Source organism: Cryobacterium arcticum (assembly GCF_003185895.1).
GTDB classification, from domain to species: Bacteria; Actinomycetota; Actinomycetes; order Actinomycetales; family Microbacteriaceae; genus Cryobacterium; species Cryobacterium arcticum.
In genome coordinates this window covers 1,728,821-1,743,360 of record NZ_QHLY01000012.1, presented here as the reverse complement: position 1 = coordinate 1,743,360, position 14,540 = coordinate 1,728,821, and the positions used below count along the sequence as shown (strand labels likewise).

15 protein-coding genes and 1 tRNA gene are annotated in these 14,540 nt (G+C 70.0%); 11 read left to right on the top strand and 5 right to left on the bottom strand.

Going from position 1 to position 14,540, the window contains the following annotated elements; translation table 11 throughout:
- Positions 1-34 precede the first annotated feature (34 nt).
- The 5 genes from CTB96_RS17905 (at position 35) to CTB96_RS17885 (ending at position 4,492) form a co-directional block, all read left to right on the top strand.
- A complete protein-coding gene (locus CTB96_RS17905) occupies positions 35-742 on the top strand; it encodes an iron-dependent transcriptional repressor DtxR (protein ID WP_110128133.1) in 708 nt (235 codons plus the stop codon).
- Between the two features lie 336 nt (positions 743-1,078).
- Positions 1,079-1,849 carry a C40 family peptidase gene (locus tag CTB96_RS20630; RefSeq protein ID WP_248283441.1) on the top strand — a complete coding sequence of 257 codons (771 nt, stop codon included), beginning with the start codon at positions 1,079-1,081 and terminating at the stop codon, positions 1,847-1,849.
- Between the two features lie 363 nt (positions 1,850-2,212).
- The gene (locus tag CTB96_RS17895) at positions 2,213-2,716 is read left to right on the top strand and encodes an HNH endonuclease (RefSeq protein ID WP_110128132.1); all 504 of its coding nucleotides are present in this window, start codon (positions 2,213-2,215) and stop codon (positions 2,714-2,716) included.
- A 175-nt stretch (positions 2,717-2,891) separates the two neighbouring features.
- Complete coding sequence (locus CTB96_RS17890) at positions 2,892-4,352, top strand: CHAP domain-containing protein (RefSeq protein WP_110128131.1); 1,461 nt, start codon at positions 2,892-2,894, stop codon at positions 4,350-4,352.
- A gap of 65 nt (positions 4,353-4,417) precedes the next feature.
- Positions 4,418-4,492, top strand: a tRNA-Arg gene (locus tag CTB96_RS17885).
- Positions 4,493-4,503: 11 nt separating this feature from the next.
- On the opposite strand, the gene CTB96_RS17880 is transcribed toward CTB96_RS17885, so the two are convergent.
- Positions 4,504-4,932: an SAM-dependent methyltransferase gene (locus tag CTB96_RS17880; RefSeq protein WP_110128130.1), complete on the bottom strand. Its 429-nt coding sequence runs from the start codon at positions 4,930-4,932 to the stop codon at positions 4,504-4,506.
- 112 nt (positions 4,933-5,044) lie between these two features.
- On the opposite strand from CTB96_RS17880, the gene CTB96_RS17875 reads away from it, so the two are divergent.
- Positions 5,045-6,028 carry a Gfo/Idh/MocA family protein gene (locus CTB96_RS17875; RefSeq protein ID WP_110128129.1) on the top strand — a complete coding sequence of 328 codons (984 nt, stop codon included), beginning with the start codon at positions 5,045-5,047 and terminating at the stop codon, positions 6,026-6,028.
- 283 nt (positions 6,029-6,311) lie between these two features.
- Here the strand turns inward: CTB96_RS17875 and CTB96_RS17870 are convergent, their stop codons facing one another.
- Positions 6,312-6,578 carry a hypothetical protein gene (locus CTB96_RS17870; RefSeq protein ID WP_110128128.1) on the bottom strand — a complete coding sequence of 89 codons (267 nt, stop codon included), beginning with the start codon at positions 6,576-6,578 and terminating at the stop codon, positions 6,312-6,314.
- Positions 6,579-6,993: 415 nt separating this feature from the next.
- Here CTB96_RS17870 and CTB96_RS17865 point away from each other — a divergent pair, with 415 nt between their 5' ends.
- Positions 6,994-7,266, top strand: coding sequence for a DUF2277 domain-containing protein (locus CTB96_RS17865; protein ID WP_110128127.1), 273 nt, complete (start codon positions 6,994-6,996; stop codon positions 7,264-7,266).
- An 18-nt stretch (positions 7,267-7,284) separates the two neighbouring features.
- On the opposite strand, the gene CTB96_RS17860 is transcribed toward CTB96_RS17865, so the two are convergent.
- The 3 genes from CTB96_RS17860 to CTB96_RS17850 all read right to left on the bottom strand — a co-directional run bounded on the left by CTB96_RS17860 (position 7,285) and on the right by CTB96_RS17850 (position 11,262).
- Positions 7,285-8,226, bottom strand: a complete 942-nt coding sequence (locus tag CTB96_RS17860) for a S1C family serine protease (protein ID WP_248283440.1) — start codon at positions 8,224-8,226, stop codon at positions 7,285-7,287.
- 272 nt (positions 8,227-8,498) lie between these two features.
- A complete protein-coding gene (locus CTB96_RS17855; protein ID WP_110128125.1) occupies positions 8,499-10,313 on the bottom strand; it encodes a helicase HerA-like domain-containing protein in 1,815 nt (604 codons plus the stop codon).
- A 64-nt stretch (positions 10,314-10,377) separates the two neighbouring features.
- Positions 10,378-11,262 carry a transposase gene (locus CTB96_RS17850; protein ID WP_110128124.1) on the bottom strand — a complete coding sequence of 295 codons (885 nt, stop codon included), beginning with the start codon at positions 11,260-11,262 and terminating at the stop codon, positions 10,378-10,380.
- 164 nt (positions 11,263-11,426) lie between these two features.
- Between CTB96_RS17850 and CTB96_RS17845 the strand changes: the two genes are divergently transcribed.
- The 4 genes from CTB96_RS17845 to CTB96_RS17830 are packed head-to-tail and all read left to right on the top strand — an operon-like array spanning position 11,427 to position 14,528.
- Complete coding sequence (locus CTB96_RS17845; protein ID WP_110128123.1) at positions 11,427-11,936, top strand: hypothetical protein; 510 nt, start codon at positions 11,427-11,429, stop codon at positions 11,934-11,936.
- On the top strand, positions 11,933-12,796 hold the full coding sequence (locus CTB96_RS17840) for a DUF4097 family beta strand repeat-containing protein (RefSeq protein WP_110128575.1): 864 nt from the start codon (positions 11,933-11,935) through the stop codon (positions 12,794-12,796). Before CTB96_RS17845 ends, CTB96_RS17840 begins: the two co-directional genes overlap by 4 nt.
- The gene (locus tag CTB96_RS17835; protein ID WP_110128122.1) at positions 12,793-13,737 is read left to right on the top strand and encodes an ATP-binding cassette domain-containing protein; all 945 of its coding nucleotides are present in this window, start codon (positions 12,793-12,795) and stop codon (positions 13,735-13,737) included. Before CTB96_RS17840 ends, CTB96_RS17835 begins: the two co-directional genes overlap by 4 nt.
- Positions 13,734-14,528, top strand: a complete 795-nt coding sequence (locus CTB96_RS17830) for an ABC transporter permease (RefSeq protein ID WP_110128121.1) — start codon at positions 13,734-13,736, stop codon at positions 14,526-14,528. Before CTB96_RS17835 ends, CTB96_RS17830 begins: the two co-directional genes overlap by 4 nt.
- The last annotated feature ends 12 nt before the right edge of the window (positions 14,529-14,540 follow it).

Genomic DNA, 14,540 nt, shown 5'->3' with positions numbered 1-14,540 from the left:
GTCGTTGCACATATGGCCGAGCGGGAGGCTGCGAATGACTGACCTGATCGACACGACCGAAATGTATCTCCGAACGATTCTGGATCTGGAGGAGGAGAACATCGTTCCCCTCCGAGCCCGGATCTCGGAACGCCTGGGTCACTCCGGACCAACCGTGTCCCAGACTGTGGCGCGGATGGAACGTGACGGTCTCGTCGTCGTATCCGGTGACCGCCACCTCGAACTCACCCTGGCGGGACGCACCAAGGCCGTGCACGTGATGCGCAAGCACCGCCTGGCCGAACGACTGCTCAGCGATGTCATCGGACTCGAGTGGGAGTTCGTCCACGACGAAGCCTGCCGCTGGGAGCACGTGATGAGCGAGCAGGTGGAGCGAAAGATCCTGGAGATCCTCGGACACCCCACCGAGTCTCCGTACGGAAACCCGATCCCCGGGCTCGACGAGCTGGGCGACTCGCCCGCCGTAGCGTTCATGGCCGGGGTCACCAACCTGCTGGATGTCGTGGCCGCGTCGGCCGAACCCGTGAGCGCGGTCATCCGTCGCATGGGCGAGCCCGTGCAGTTCGACCCCGAACTCCTGGCCCAGCTCAAGCAGTCCGGCGTGCTGCCGGGCAACACCGGCGTGTTCTCCTCGGCCGGCTCCTACGTGCTGGTGCAGGTGGAGGGCTTCGGCGACGGGCTGGAATTGCCCAACGAAGTGGCCGGTCACATCTTTGTGACGACGCCGGTCGTTGTTGCCTGATTGACCAGGAATTTCTGTAGAAATTCACAGTCTTGTTACCAATTCGTTAGATTAAGCGCGTTCAGGGTGACAAATGCGATTCGGTCACGTAGCCTCAAACCTGCTCACAGATCAGAAATCGGTCGACGAGCCCGCGTAAGACGCCTCTTTAATCCCGTCTCTTACTGCGGAAATTTCACGCGCTCATACGCATTGGACGGGGCAACTACCTAGTGTTGTCGAGGCGCCGGAGGTTAACTTTTGGCTGCATTAGGTAGAAGACTGCCCAGACGCGCCCGACGCGGCACCGCCCTCGTGGGACGCTCCACCCCGACCGATTCGATGCGCACAGACCCGATGCGCGCCTCAGAATCCGAAGTCAGCCCCCGAGTGGTCATGCGACCCGGCACCCCGGTCAAGCGGTCCAAGCGCCGCAGCGCCGCCGGCAGCGTCGTGATGATGACTCTGGCGACCGGCCTCGTCGCCACCCTGGCCCTTCCGGCCTACGCGTTCGCGCCGTCGGACAACGCGGAGACCTTCGCGGCCACCGACGCCACCGCGCTCACCAAGTCCGGGGAGCAGGCCGTGGCCGTTGACGACACTGCCGCCACCGTCACCGTGGCGCAGGACGCCTTCGCGTCGACCCCGCAGGCCGAGATCGACGCGGCCGACGCCGCCGCGGCCGCTGAGGCGACCCGGGTGGCCGCCGCCGCCTCGATGACCACGTACGCGGCCTCGTACAGCGGTCCGTCCGTGGCGGACTACCTGGCCGCCCCGGCGTACCCCAGCTTCGACCTCGCCTCGGTCTACAACGTCGCCCTGCAGTACCAGGGTGTTCCGTATGTCTACGGCGGTGCCACCCCGGCCGGGTTCGACTGCTCCGGCTTCGTCATGTACGTATACGCCCAGTTCGGCATCTCCCTGCCGCACTCGTCCACCGGACAGGGCGCGGCCGGTACGCGCATCGCCCTGGCGGACGCCCAGCCGGGCGACCTGGTGATCATGGACGGCCACGACGGGTTCTATGCCGGCAACGGCAACATCCTGCACGCCCCCTACGAGGGTGCGGCCGTGCGGGTGCAGCCCATCTGGACGAGCGACTACTACATCGTGCGCCTCGGCATCTGAGCCCTGTCCGGGCTCGAAAACGCACCGCCCGGTAAACACTAGGTAACGCATAGCACAAATGGTGCGCCACGTTTCGTGGCGCACCATTTGTGGGTTAACCTGATGCCCTGATGTTCTGCGGGATTTTGGGAGAGCCAATGCGCAAGCTACGCACGATCCACACCATGGATGTGCGCGGACGCTTCGTGCTGCGGCACAGCAGTCAAATTTGTCCGAGTTTCAGTGTGCCCGAGCACACCGAAGCCCACGAGGGCGTTGTCATGATGACGACGCCCTTTTTGTTTGCCCGCACCTCCTTCCCGTCGACGCCAGGCAGCAGTTCGAATGGCTGGAAGCCGTCCAGCCTTTTTCGAAAGGGAGCGCATGCGCACATTGGTCCTCAACGCGGGATATGAACCCCTCGCGGTCGTTTCGTTCAAGCGGGCACTCGTGCTCGTCATGAACCAAAAGGCAACAATCATTCAGGCAGACCAGGGTCACCCGGTCTGGGCGGCGACGGAGTCGTGGGAGCGGCCCAGCGTCATCCTGCTCACTCGCTATGTGCGCCTGCCCCGATCCCGAGCCGTGCCGGTGAGCCGGCGCGGAGTACTGCGGCGCGACGAACACCGCTGCTGCTACTGCGGCAAGTCCGCCAGCACCATCGACCACGTGCAGCCGCGGTCCCGGGGCGGCCGCGACACTTGGGACAACCTGGTGGCCTGCTGCCTGCGTTGCAACAACCTGAAGAGCGACCGCACTCCCGCCGAGATGGGCTGGGACATGCACTTCGACCCCCGGATGCCGCAGGGCACCACCTGGGTGGTCAGCGGAGTCGAGCGGCCGTTGCCGCAGTGGGATGAGTTCCTCGCGCCGGCCGTGGCCGCGTAATCGCCGGCTCACGGCGGAGTGGCAGGGGACGGGTGCTGTGCGGCGCGCGCGAGGCCGTGCACCCCGTTGTAGTGCCATTGTCACGAAAACGTAACGCCCGGCGTGACAGGGCCGTCGCTCATCCCATAAGGTTGGGAAGTCCCCCTCCGGTTGTGGCTGTGCAGAGGATTACCTTGTGACTGTTTCCGGCCCCGCCGGCTCGCCCGAGAGCGACGGCGCGCTACCCACGCGCCGCCAGGCCCGCGCCCTGCGCGACGCCGCTGCCGCACCGGATGCGCTGGTCGTCGCCCGGTCGCACGCGCACTCGATGGCACAGTCCGGCCCTGCCGCGGTTGCCGGAGTGACCCCTGCCGTACCGGTGCCGCCCGTGCCGGTCGCGCTGGTTCTGCCCGACCTCGCGGTCGTCGTTGAGAGCGCGACCACCGAACCGCCCGCCGAGGCGGCTCCGGTGGACCAGATCTCCCTCAGCCGGCCGGACACCGCGCCGCCCGGCACGGCACTGCCTGAGCTGTCGGTTCCCGCGCCGACGGTGGAACCGTCAGTGCTCGTTCCAGCTGTCGCGCCGCTGTCCCGCCGCGAGGCCCGCGCGCAGGCCGCCGCTGCCGAGGCCGCTGCCTCATCGGCCGATGAGGAACCCGCTGCGCCGGAGGCGCCCGTCCTCGTGCTGCCGGCCGCCGCCGAACTGCCGGCCGCCGCCGAGCTGCAGCCGGCCGCTGTGCTGCCGGCCGACCTCGCCCTTCCGGCCACCGCCGCGATCGCCGTCATCGTTCACCCGTTGACCGCCGAGGGGCCCGCCGCCTCCGCGCCGCACGTGCCGAAGCCGACCTCCGGAAGGACCCGGCCGTCGGTCTGGGGCGCCCGCGCCACCGGAGCCACCCGTCCCACCACTCCGGCCCGTCGCTCGGGCCGACAGAAGCTCATGGCCAAGATGGTGACCCTGCTGGCCATTCCGGCCCTCTTCCTTACCGCCGCACTGCCCGCCTACGCGTTCTCCCCGCAGGGCGGCGCCGGCGGTATCAGCGCCCAGGCCGCCGGTGACGCGCAAGCGCTCACCGTGGCATCCGCCGCCGCCGCCGTGACGATCTCGACCGACGGCTTCACCGCCACCAGCCAGGCCGAACTCGACGACATCGAGGCCGGCCTGCTCGTCAGCGCCACCCAGCAGCGCGCGGCCGAAGAGGCCCGCGCCTCGGCCGCCGAGTTCGCCGTCTACGGCATCCGTGCCGAGGGTGACGACTACCCCTGGCCGACCGCTGGCACCGAATCCCAGGGCGGCGGGCTCTCTCCGCTGGGCTACTACTACCGCGAGTGCGTGGACTTCGTGGCCTGGCGGCTCAACCGCGACGCCGGCAGCACCGGCAGCCCGTGGAAGTGGACCTGGCACTCGATGACGCCCGGGGGCGGCGACGGCTCCTCGTGGGCAGGAGCGTGGGCCGCGAAGGGCTGGCCCACAAGCAAGACCCCGATCGTGGGTGCTGTGGCCACCTTCAGCTACAACCACGTGGCCTACGTGCAGTCCGTTCCGGGCGACGGCACCGTGGTGCTCGAGGAATACAACTGGATGGGTTCGCACGCGTACCACACCCGCACCGTGCCGATCGAGGACGTGCCGCTCTACCTCTACCCGCCGACCTAGCCTCGGAGACGCCGCCCGCGAGGCGGTGCGCCCCAACCCGGATAGCGGCTAAACTTTCCCGGTCAGCCTCTGTAGCTCAATGGAAGAGCAGTTCCGTCCTAAGGAAAGGGTTGGGGGTTCGAGTCCCTCCAGGGGCACCATCCGTTGCTCGTCACCGAGCCAGGTCGATCTCGCGCAACGGGTCGCCGCCGTCGACGAACAGCCGGCCCGCCGGTGTGAGGGCGGCGGCGATGCGTCGCGTCGCCAGGACACCGGCTCGCGGGTGCCGCCCGTCCAGGGCACCGACCCGGATCGCGAAGGCCAGGTCGAAGGGTTCCTCGCTGGTCAGAAGCTCGAAGTCCTCGACCGCGACCTGTCGCACGCTGAGGCGTCCGGCAGCGATCTCGTCGGCGGCGTTCCGCCGGATCTGGGCGATTCCGGTGGCAGACCGGTCGATCACGAGAATGTGGCCGTGCCCGATGCGCCGGGCGACCACCCGGGCCGCGGCGCCGGGCGCCCCGCCGATCTCCAGCACCCGCATCCCCGGGCGCAGGGGCAGCGCGTCGACGACCGCGGCGAGCCGCGGGGAGAGCTTGGCCATGATGATGCTCCCGTCTCGTTGTGCCTGCCAGTGTGGCACTCGAGCCCGGAACGGTCATGTTCGGCCGTTCTCGTGGCACGATGCCCGGAGGGGAGCTTGCTAGGTTCGAACAATGACAACAACGCGGTGGGCAATCCTCGGACCGGGCAACATCGGCGGCTGGTTCGCGGCGGCGCTGCCCGCCTCAGCGCACGGCACCCTGCACGCCGTCGCCAGCACGAACGCCGACCGGGCGGCCGCGTTCGCCGCGGCGCACGGAGCCGCTATCACCGGAACGTACGACGAGATCCTCGCCCGGGATGACATCGACGCCGTCTACATCTCCACCGTGCACACCACCCACGTCGACCTGGCTATCGCCGCGCTGAACGCCGGCAAGGCGGTGCTCTGCGAGAAACCGGTAGCGCCGCGCACCGCCGACCTGGAACGGGTGCTGCAGACCGCCGCCGCCCGCGGGCTGCCGTTCGTGGAGGCCTACAAGCACCGCTTCGGTCCGTTCGCCCGGGCACTGGATGCCGCGGTGACTGCCCGCGGGATCGGCGCCCCGTTGCATCTGACCGCATCCTTCGGATTCGCGGCGGGGGAGCGCTCCGGCCGGTTGTTCGATCCCGCCCTCGCGGGTGGGGCGATCCTCGACGTGGGTGGCTACCCGGTCGCGTTCGCGGTGGGGCTCGCCGCTGCCGCGGGCATCGACCCCGCCGACCTCGTCATCTCGCAGATCGTGGGCACCATCGGTGACACCGGAGTGGACGAACACACCACGGCGACGCTCACCGCCGAGGGCTTCAGCGCCGACGTGGCCTGCTCGATCGTGGCGGAGCTGCCCCGGTCGGGGTCGCTCCGCGGCAGCACCGGAATCATCGACCTGCCCGACGCGTTCGGCAGCCGGAATGCCTCTGCCGCGTCGTTCGTCATCCATGCCGAGGGCCGCGACCAGGTCGTGGAACTGCCCACGGTCGACCCGTTCGCTGCCGAAGCCGACGCGGTGTCGCTGGCGCTCCGTGACGGCCGCACCGAGGCGCCCGAGGTGCCGTGGGCGCACAGCCGCAGCACCTCCCGCCTGCTCGAGCAGTGGCGCGCGGGCCTCGACGGCTGAGCTGCCCCGACCGGGTTGCGCTCAGCCGGTGACCTGAGCTCCGGCTCGGATGGCGAAACGCGGGTGAGGCGCCGCTGCGCGCGTGGCGTGCCACCCGCGAACCGGCGCGGTGCGCGCGGAACGGGAAACGCGGGTCGGGCGCCGCTGCGCTGGTGCGGGCTCGACGCTGGAGGGGCGCGTCGGTAGAGGCCTATGCATCCGTTGCCCGTTCGTCAGTCAGCTGGGGTGAGCCGGGCCGTCGCCGCAGCCGGGGCTGCGGTGACGACCCGGTTCGGTGTGTGCCTCATCGGAACTGGGTCAGTTTCAGGACCAAATACTGGTCCCGCACCCGGTCCATTTCACGGCGGGCTTCGATCGACTCCGGCGCGAACGCGGGGCGTTCGCGGCGGGCCTTGACGGGTCGGCGTCCCCAGTGGATGAGGGCGAGGCCGACGTGCATCGCGGCGCGATCGACCAGGCCCACCCGCCGCGTGGAACGCGGCTCGGGGATGCGGACGGGTTGGGGTGGGTGGGACTGGCGGCCGGTCGTGGGCGCCAACTGGGTATTCATCTGGTGGTTTCCTTGGTGTGAGAAAAGCGGGTCGCGAAACCGGGCGCTCTGAAAAGCGCGTTCGGGCTCGCCGAATGAAGGGTGGCCGCGCGGGGCGGCACGAGGCGGTGCGCGGAATGCGCGCCGCTCACGGGGTGAGTGACCCGGGCGAGCCCGCACACGCGGGTGCGGATGCTGCCTGTTCGGGCTTCGAGAGCGTCACCACCGTCTGGACCGGTGGACGAGCTACTGGCCGATCAGGCGGTGAAGACGCCGACGAAGCCGGCGGTGGTGAGGGATGCGATTGCAATCTTCGAAGTAAACACGCTGGGCTCCTTTCGTCTGTGGCGTAGGCAACACCGTACTGCCCTTTGTGTTCGGGGCGCAACACTTTTTCGCTCTTTCGCGGATGTTCCGGCCTGGGTACCCTCGAAGCATGTGTCGGAACATTCATCAACTTCACAATTTCGAGCCCGCCGCCACCGACGACGAGGTGCACGCCGCGGCGCTGCAGTTCGTGCGCAAGATCAGCGGTTCCACCAAGCCGTCGAAGGCGAATGAAGAGGCTTTCAACCGGGCGGTCGAGGAGATCGCGCACATCTCGCGGCACCTGCTCGAGGACCTGGTCACGAGCGCTCCGCCTAAGAACCGCGAGGTCGAGGCCGAGAAGGCCAAGGAGCGTTCGGCGAAGCGGTTCGCTGCCGCCTGAGTCTTCGCGGAGAGCGGCTCAGGAGTCCTGCAACTCCCGCGGAACGGTGATCGCATCGACGAGGGCGCCGTTCCGCCACACGGTGATCTCGATCGGCTTGTCGATCGCGGTCTCCACCATGAGCTGCTGCACCATCGTGGCCGTCACCACCGGTTGACCGGCCAGCTCCACGACGATGTCGCCGCGCAGCAACCCGGCTTCCGCGGCGGGGCTGCCGGGCGAGACGCCGGCCACCTGCAGGCCGGTGGGGGAGCCGACCCGGGCGGCGAGGGCGGGCGACAGCGGCACTTGAGCGCCGGCGATGCCGAGCCAGGCCCGGCGCATCCGCCCGGTGGTCATGAGAGCGGTGATGATTTCCCGGGTGGTGGCGTTGATCGGCACCGCCATGCCCACACCGATGCCAGCTAGGGCGGTGTTCACGCCCACCATGCGGCCGGAGCTGTCGGCGAGCACGCCACCGCTGTTGCCGGGGTTGAGCGCGGCGTCGGTCTGGATCACCTCGTCGACCACCCGCCCGGCCCGGGTGGGCAGTGATCGGCCCAGCGCCGAGACGATGCCGGCGGTGACGCTGCCGGCCAGTCCGAGCGGGTTGCCGAGCGCCACAACCACTTGGCCCACCCGCAGGTGCGCGGCGTCGCCGAGCTGCACCGGATGCGGCGTGGCACTGCGGGCGTGCAGCACGGCGAGGTCGGAGAGCGGGTCGCGGCCGACCACATCCACTCTGCTGCTGGTGCCATCGGCGAATCCCACCTCGGCGGTGTCGGCGCCGGCGACGACATGCGCGCTGGTGAGCAGGAAGCCGTCGGGGGTGATCACGCTGGCGCTGCCGGACCCGGCGCCGCGGTTGCTCTGCACCGTCACGCTGGCCACGCTGGGCAGCACCCGGGTGGCCACGGCCATGACGGTTCTCGAGTAGGCGTCGAGGAGCCCGTCGTCGTCCATCGGTGGCACATCGTTCATGGCACCAGAGCGTACGTCTGTCAGGGTGCAAAGTGGGCGCCGTTCGCTGCCAGCAGACGGGCTGACTGGCTCCGCGCGGGAGAGGTGCGCGTGGGCTCCCGTTGAGCGCGGGGCGCGTGCCGAAATGTCACGGCACGCGTTGTGGTCGGGGGCACGCGTACGAACCAGTGCCGCGGGGCCTGACGCGTGCCGCGGGGACTAACGCGTGCCGCGGGGACTAACGCGCGCCACGAGCGTTCGCCTGCGGGAGCTACGGATGGCGGCGCCCGCGATCAGCGGCGGCGCCGGGTGCCGAAGATGCCCGTGACGATGCCGGTGAGGATGGTCTTGGTGGCGGGGGAGCCGAGCACCTCCTCCAGCACCGACTTCTGCGGCCGGGAGCGCGTTCGGGTGCGGGAGCGGGTCTCGGACTGCTTGCGCAGCCGGTCGTAGTCGGCCTGCGCCTTCTTCTCGGCCTTGGCCTGCTGCGCGTCGGCGGCGGCCTGCTGCTTGGCGAACTCGGCGTCGGCCTTGGCCTGGTCGATGGCACGCTGTTCGGCCTCGGCCACCTGGGCCGCGGCCTCCAGCTTCGCCGCCAGCATCTCCCGGGCGGAGTCCCGGTCGACGGCGGTGCCATAACGCTCCAGCAGCGGGGACGCCGACACCGTGGCCAGGATGTGCTCCGCCGGGGTGGGCGCCATCGACCCCTGCGGGGCTCGCAGCCGGGTCCACGCCACCGGGCTCGGCGCGCCCTTCTCGTTCATCACCGTCACGATGGCCTCCCCGATGCCGAGCCCGGTGAGCACCTCCTCGAGGTCGTAGCCGGAGTTGGGAAAGGTGGAGACCGTGGCCCGCAGCGTCTTGGCGTCATCCGGGGTGAAGGCGCGCAGCTGGTGTTGCACCCGGGAGCCGAGCTGGGCGAGCACGTCGCTGGGCACATCCTTAGGCGTCTGGGTGACGAAGAAGATGCCCACGCCCTTCGAGCGGATGAGCCGCACGGTCTGGGTGATCGCCGCCAGGAAATCCTTCGACGCGTCCCGGAACAGCAGGTGCGCCTCGTCGAAGAAGAACACCAACTTGGGCTTGTCGAGGTCGCCGACCTCGGGCAGGTCGTTGAACAGGTCGGCCAGCAGCCACATCAGAAAGGTGGAGTAGAGCGCCGGCCGGTCCTGCACGCCGGGGACCTCGAGCAGGCTGACCAGGCCGCGGCCGTCGGCGGTGACCCTGAGGAACTCGCGGGTGTCGATCTCCGGCTCGCCGAAGAAGACGTCGGCGCCCTGGTCGGCGAAGGTGATCAGTTCCCGCAGGATGACGCCGACCGTGGCGCTGGACAACCCGCCGAGGCCGGTGAGCTCGCCCTTGCCGGCGTCGCCGATCAGGTAACTGAGCACCGCGCGCAAGTCGGTGAGGTCGAGCAGCGGCAGGCCGGCTTCGTCGGCGTAGTGGAACACCAGGCCGAGGCTGGACTCCTGGGTGTCGTTCAGGCCGAGCACCTTGCTGAGCAGCAGCGGGCCGAACCCGGCGACGGTGGCGCGGATGGGGATGCCCGCGCCGATGCCGCCGAGCGAGAAGTACTCGGTGGGGGAGGCGGCGCCCGCCCAGTCCTGGCCGAGGCCCGTCGTTCGGGCCAGTAGTTTGTCGCTGGGGGTGCCGAGGCTGGCGATGCCGGAGAGGTCGCCCTTGATATCGGCGGCGAACACCGGCACGCCGTGTGCCGAGAGCTGCTCGGCGAGCACCTGGAGGGTCTTGGTCTTGCCGGTTCCGGTGGCCCCGGCCACCAGGCCGTGCCGGTTGGTCATGGCCAACGGGATGCGTACTTGTACGTCGGGCCGGGCGTCGCCGTTCACCAGGGCGCCGAGTTCGAGGGCGGCACTGTCGAAGGCGTACCCCGCCCGAATCGCCTCGACCTGGTCGGCGTCGAGCGGTCCGGCCGGAACGGATGCCGGTGCCGCCTGGTCCGCCGCCGCCCGCTCGTTCTTCTCCTGAGCGGTGCGGAGTTGGGCTTCCGCCTCCTCCGCGTCGGCCTGCGCACGGAGCGCCGCGGCTTTGGCGGCATCCGCCCGCGCCTTGAGTCCGGCCACCGCGTCGACCGCATCGTTCGAAGTCATGGCGGCATCATAGCCACAGTGCCGGCACGCGAGTGAGCGCCCGATCACAGCCCGGTGCGGAAGGTCAGTCGGACAGCTCCAGGGCATCGGCGGCGGCTCTGGCCTCGGCGGCACGGCTGGCGGAGTTCTCGGCGGCCGCTTCGGCCTGTTTCCGGTCGTCGGCCAGGGTGCCGGCGTCACGGTCGACGGCCACGAGCGCGGTCTCGGCCGTGCGCAGTTGCTCCCGGAGGTCACTGATCTCGGCCTCGAGGCTGCTGCGGCGTAAGGCCAGCCGCTCTGCCCGGCGGTCGAGGGCGGCGAGTTCCGCGGTGGCGGCATCGGCGTCGCGCTCGAGCCGCTCGGCTTCCCGCTTGGCCTCCTTGCGCCGGCGCACGTCGGCGAGCTGCACGGGCGACTTCGGCGGGGTGGCGGGGCTGGTGCGCCGCTCCCGCGCCTGCGGCGCGTCCGGCACCGCGACGGCGTCGTCCAGGTCCACCGGCTCGAAGCCCACGGCCAGTAGGGCCTTCACCAGCAGCCCACTGCTCACGGCGGCCGCGGCGGCCTCGTCCGAGGTTGCGGCTTGCAGGGTCTGTTCCACTTCGCCGAGCACGGCGGGCGTGGGCGGGTGGCCGAGACGGGCGGCGAGGTCGGCGCCCGCTCGGGCGAGGGCGGCGACGGCGGTCCGGCGCTCGCCGCCGAGCCGGCGGAGCGCCTCCCGGTCGAGCTGCTCCTGGGCATCCCGCATCTGCTCGCCGAGCTGGAGGAGGGATTCGAGGCCGTCGTCGTCTTCCCGGGCGAGCAGGTTCACCACCCAGGCGGCGGGCGAGGGCTTCCGCAGGGCGCCGATCTGCTTGGCGAGGGTGACGTCGGTGGTCTTGAACTCCTGCGCCCGGGCGTTGCGCGCGGCCGTGAACTCGGCGGGCTGCAGGCCGTAGAGCTCCCGGGCGAGCGCGGCAAGGGAATCGACCATGGCACCATCCTTGCTCCCACCGGTCGCGACCACCAGCGGTGCCGACCGCCGGATGCGTAGCGGCCCGTCCGGCACACCCGTCCACCACGCCCGGCGTCACCCCGTCACCAAAACGGCATCACAAAGGTGTTGCGCTGACGTCATAGTGGCGTCACAATGGTGTCATGGAACTTTTCCCGTACATCCAACACCTGCGCGAGCAGTTCATGGTGGCCGCCGATGTGGGCGGCGACGACACCCGGGCGCTCGCCGAGCGGCTGATCGCGCCGCTCGAATCCGCCACCCGGCTGGTGCTGCTCGACGCCCTGTCGACCGCGGCCGGCGAGATCAGCCAGGACCTGGCTCCCGGCGGTGTCGACGTGCGGCTGCGCGGAACAGACCCGGAATTCGTGGTCACCCCCGGAGCGGCGCCCACCACGTTCGAGAATGCCGGCCCGTGGCAGGCACCCGTCGCCGCGGTCGACGACAGCGACGAGGGCGCCGTCTCGCGCACCACGCTGCGCCTCCCGGAGCAGCTCAAGGCCCGGGTCGAATCGGCCGCCGGCCGGGAGGGGCTCTCGGTCAACACCTGGCTGGTGCGCGCGATCACCGGCGCCCTGGATGCCGAGGGCGGCCGCCGCACTCCGCCGCAGGAGCCCGGCGAGAACAGCTTCACCGGATGGGCCCGCTCATGACCGCGTTCGACACCACCGGCCCGGTCGAGCTCACCGTCGACCTCAGCATCCGCAGCGACATCTGGATCACCGCCGTCGACCGGCCCGAAGCCACGGTAATGATCCGGCCGCGGAACCCCTCCCGGTCGCTCGACGCCACCGCGGCCGCCCAGATCGCGGTGGACTTCGCCGACAACCGGCTGCGCGTCGGGTTCAAGCATCTGCGCCTGCGCAATTGGCTCACCGACGGGGGAGCCGTCGACGTCACCATCGAGGTGCCGATCGGCTCGAGCCTCGACCTCAGTAGCGGCATGGGCACCCTGGATGCCGACGGCGAGTTCGGCGCCGCCGTGCTGCGCAGCGGCATGGGCACCGTGCGGATCGACCAGTGCGGGAGCCTGCGCGCCAAGACCGGCCAGGGCGATGTCACGGTGGGCGGCGCGACCGGCCAGGTGGACATCTCCACCGGCACCGGCAAGGTGCGCATCGGCGCCATCGAGGGGTCAGCGGTGATCAAGAACGCCAACGGCGAGACCCAGATCGGCTCGGTCACCGACACCCTCAAGGTCAGCGCCGCCAACGGCGACATCATCATCGACCGGGCCGACGGTGACATCACCGTGAAGGCCTCCAACGGGTCGGTGCACATCGGTGACATCGGCCGTGGCGCACTCACCCTCGCGACCGCCGCCGGCACCATCGCCGTGGGCATCCGCCCCGGCGCCGCGGCCTGGCTCGACCTCAACACCAAGTTCGGGCGGGTGCGCAACACCCTCGCCGTCGGCGACGGTCCCGGCACCGCCGGCGACACCGTGCAGGTGCGCGCCCGCAGCTCATACGGCGACATCACGGTACATCGATCGGAACGGAGCGACACATGAACACCCCAGCCATCCACGCCATGGGCCTCCGCAAGTCCTATGGCGACCTCACCGTGCTCGACGGCGTCGACCTGCACGTGCCCGCCGGGCAGGTCTTCGCCCTGCTCGGCCCCAACGGTGCCGGCAAGACCACCATCGTGCACATCCTCTCCACCCTTCTTCCCGCCGACGGCGGCCAGGCCAGCGTGGCCGGCCACGACGTGCGAACGGATGCCGACGGCGTGCGCGGGCAGATCGGCCTGACCGGCCAGTACTCGGCCGTCGACGGCCTGCTCTCGGGTCAGGAGAACCTGCAGCTGATGGCCCGGCTGCACCACCTCGGCAAGCGCGAGGCGCGAGCCCGGGTGGCCGACCTTCTCGCCCAGTTCGACCTGACCGAGGCCGCCAAGAAACCCCTCGCCACCTACTCCGGCGGTATGCGCCGCCGGCTCGACCTGGCCATGACCCTGATCGGCGACCCGCGGATCATCTTCCTCGACGAGCCCACCACCGGACTCGACCCCCGCAGCCGGCACACCATGTGGCAGATCATCCGAGACCAGGTGGCGGCCGGCGTCACGGTCTTCCTCACCACCCAGTACCTGGAAGAGGCCGACGAACTCGCCGACCGGATCGCGGTGCTCGATGCCGGCCGGATCGTGGCGGAGGGCACCCCGGCCGAGCTGAAACGGCTCGTTCCCGGTGGGCACATCCGGCTGCAGTTCGCCGATGCCGCCACCCTCGAATCAGCGATTCTTCAGTTGCCGGATGCCTCCCGCAACGGTGACGCCCTGGCGCTGGACGTGCCCAGCGAAGGCGGCATCACCTCGCTGCGGGCCGTGATCGAGCGGCTCGACGCCGCACACCTGGACATCGAGGACCTCAGTATTCACACCCCGGACCTGGACGACGTCTTCTTCGCCCTCACCGGCCACTCCGACACAGAAAGGACCCCATCATGACCACCATGACCCACGTGCTCACCGACTCCGGCACCCTGCTGCACCGCAACCTGCTGCACATGTTGCGCTACCCCGCCCTCACCTACTTCGTCGTCGGCGGCCCGGTCGTGTTCCTGTTCCTGTTCGTCTTCGTCTTCGGCGGCCAGCTCGGGGCGGGGCTGCCCAGCACCGGCGGAAGCGACCGGGCGGCCTACCTGGCCTACGTGGTGCCCGGCATCCTGCTCACCGCGGCGGCGGGCACCGCCGGCGGCACCGCCACCACGGTGGCCATGGACATGACCGAGGGCATCACGGCCCGGTTCCGCACCCTGGCGATCTCCCGGGCGGCCGTGCTCACCGGGCACGTGCTCGGCAACACCATCCAGGGCCTGATCGCCGTCACCCTGGTGCTCGGCGTCAGCGTGCTGATCGGTTTCCGGCCTAACGCGAACCCGATCGAATGGCTCGCCGCGTTCGGCATGACCACCCTGATCCTGCTCGCCATCACCTGGCTGGCGGTGGCGATGGGCATGGCGTCGAAATCGGTGGAGTCGGCGAGCAACCTGCCTACCCTGCTGGTGCTGTTGCCGTTCCTGGGCAGCGGATTCGTGCCTACCGACACGATGCCGGCGGTGGTGCAGGTGTTCGCCGAGTACCAGCCGTTCACCCCGTTCATCGAAACGATCCGCGGGCTGCTGCTCGGCACGCCGATCGGGCTGAGCTGGCTCTGGGCGATCGTCTGGTGCCTGGTCATCAGCGTGATCGGCTATGTCTGGTCGATGCGCATCTACAACCGGCGCTCGGTGGTGTGACTCAGGAGAAGT

Bases quoted from the DNA above. Each gene is read 5' to 3' on its own strand.
- CTB96_RS17850 (WP_110128124.1), bottom strand. From the start codon at position 11,262: ATGGTCGATTCCCTTGCCGCGCTCGCCCGGGAGCTCTACGGCCTGCAG.
- CTB96_RS17905 (WP_110128133.1), top strand. From the start codon at position 35: ATGACTGACCTGATCGACACGACCGAAATGTATCTCCGAACGATTCTG.
- CTB96_RS17875 (WP_110128129.1), top strand. From the start codon at position 5,045: ATGACAACAACGCGGTGGGCAATCCTCGGACCGGGCAACATCGGCGGC.
- CTB96_RS17880 (WP_110128130.1), bottom strand. From the start codon at position 4,932: ATGGCCAAGCTCTCCCCGCGGCTCGCCGCGGTCGTCGACGCGCTGCCC.
- CTB96_RS17830 (WP_110128121.1), top strand. From the start codon at position 13,734: ATGACCACCATGACCCACGTGCTCACCGACTCCGGCACCCTGCTGCAC.
- CTB96_RS20630 (WP_248283441.1), top strand. From the start codon at position 1,079: ATGCGCGCCTCAGAATCCGAAGTCAGCCCCCGAGTGGTCATGCGACCC.
- CTB96_RS17840 (WP_110128575.1), top strand. From the start codon at position 11,933: ATGACCGCGTTCGACACCACCGGCCCGGTCGAGCTCACCGTCGACCTC.
- CTB96_RS17865 (WP_110128127.1), top strand. From the start codon at position 6,994: ATGTGTCGGAACATTCATCAACTTCACAATTTCGAGCCCGCCGCCACC.
- CTB96_RS17835 (WP_110128122.1), top strand. From the start codon at position 12,793: ATGAACACCCCAGCCATCCACGCCATGGGCCTCCGCAAGTCCTATGGC.
- CTB96_RS17895 (WP_110128132.1), top strand. From the start codon at position 2,213: ATGCGCACATTGGTCCTCAACGCGGGATATGAACCCCTCGCGGTCGTT.
- CTB96_RS17860 (WP_248283440.1), bottom strand. From the start codon at position 8,226: ATGAACGATGTGCCACCGATGGACGACGACGGGCTCCTCGACGCCTAC.
- CTB96_RS17845 (WP_110128123.1), top strand. From the start codon at position 11,427: ATGGAACTTTTCCCGTACATCCAACACCTGCGCGAGCAGTTCATGGTG.
- CTB96_RS17855 (WP_110128125.1), bottom strand. From the start codon at position 10,313: ATGACTTCGAACGATGCGGTCGACGCGGTGGCCGGACTCAAGGCGCGG.
- CTB96_RS17870 (WP_110128128.1), bottom strand. From the start codon at position 6,578: ATGAATACCCAGTTGGCGCCCACGACCGGCCGCCAGTCCCACCCACCC.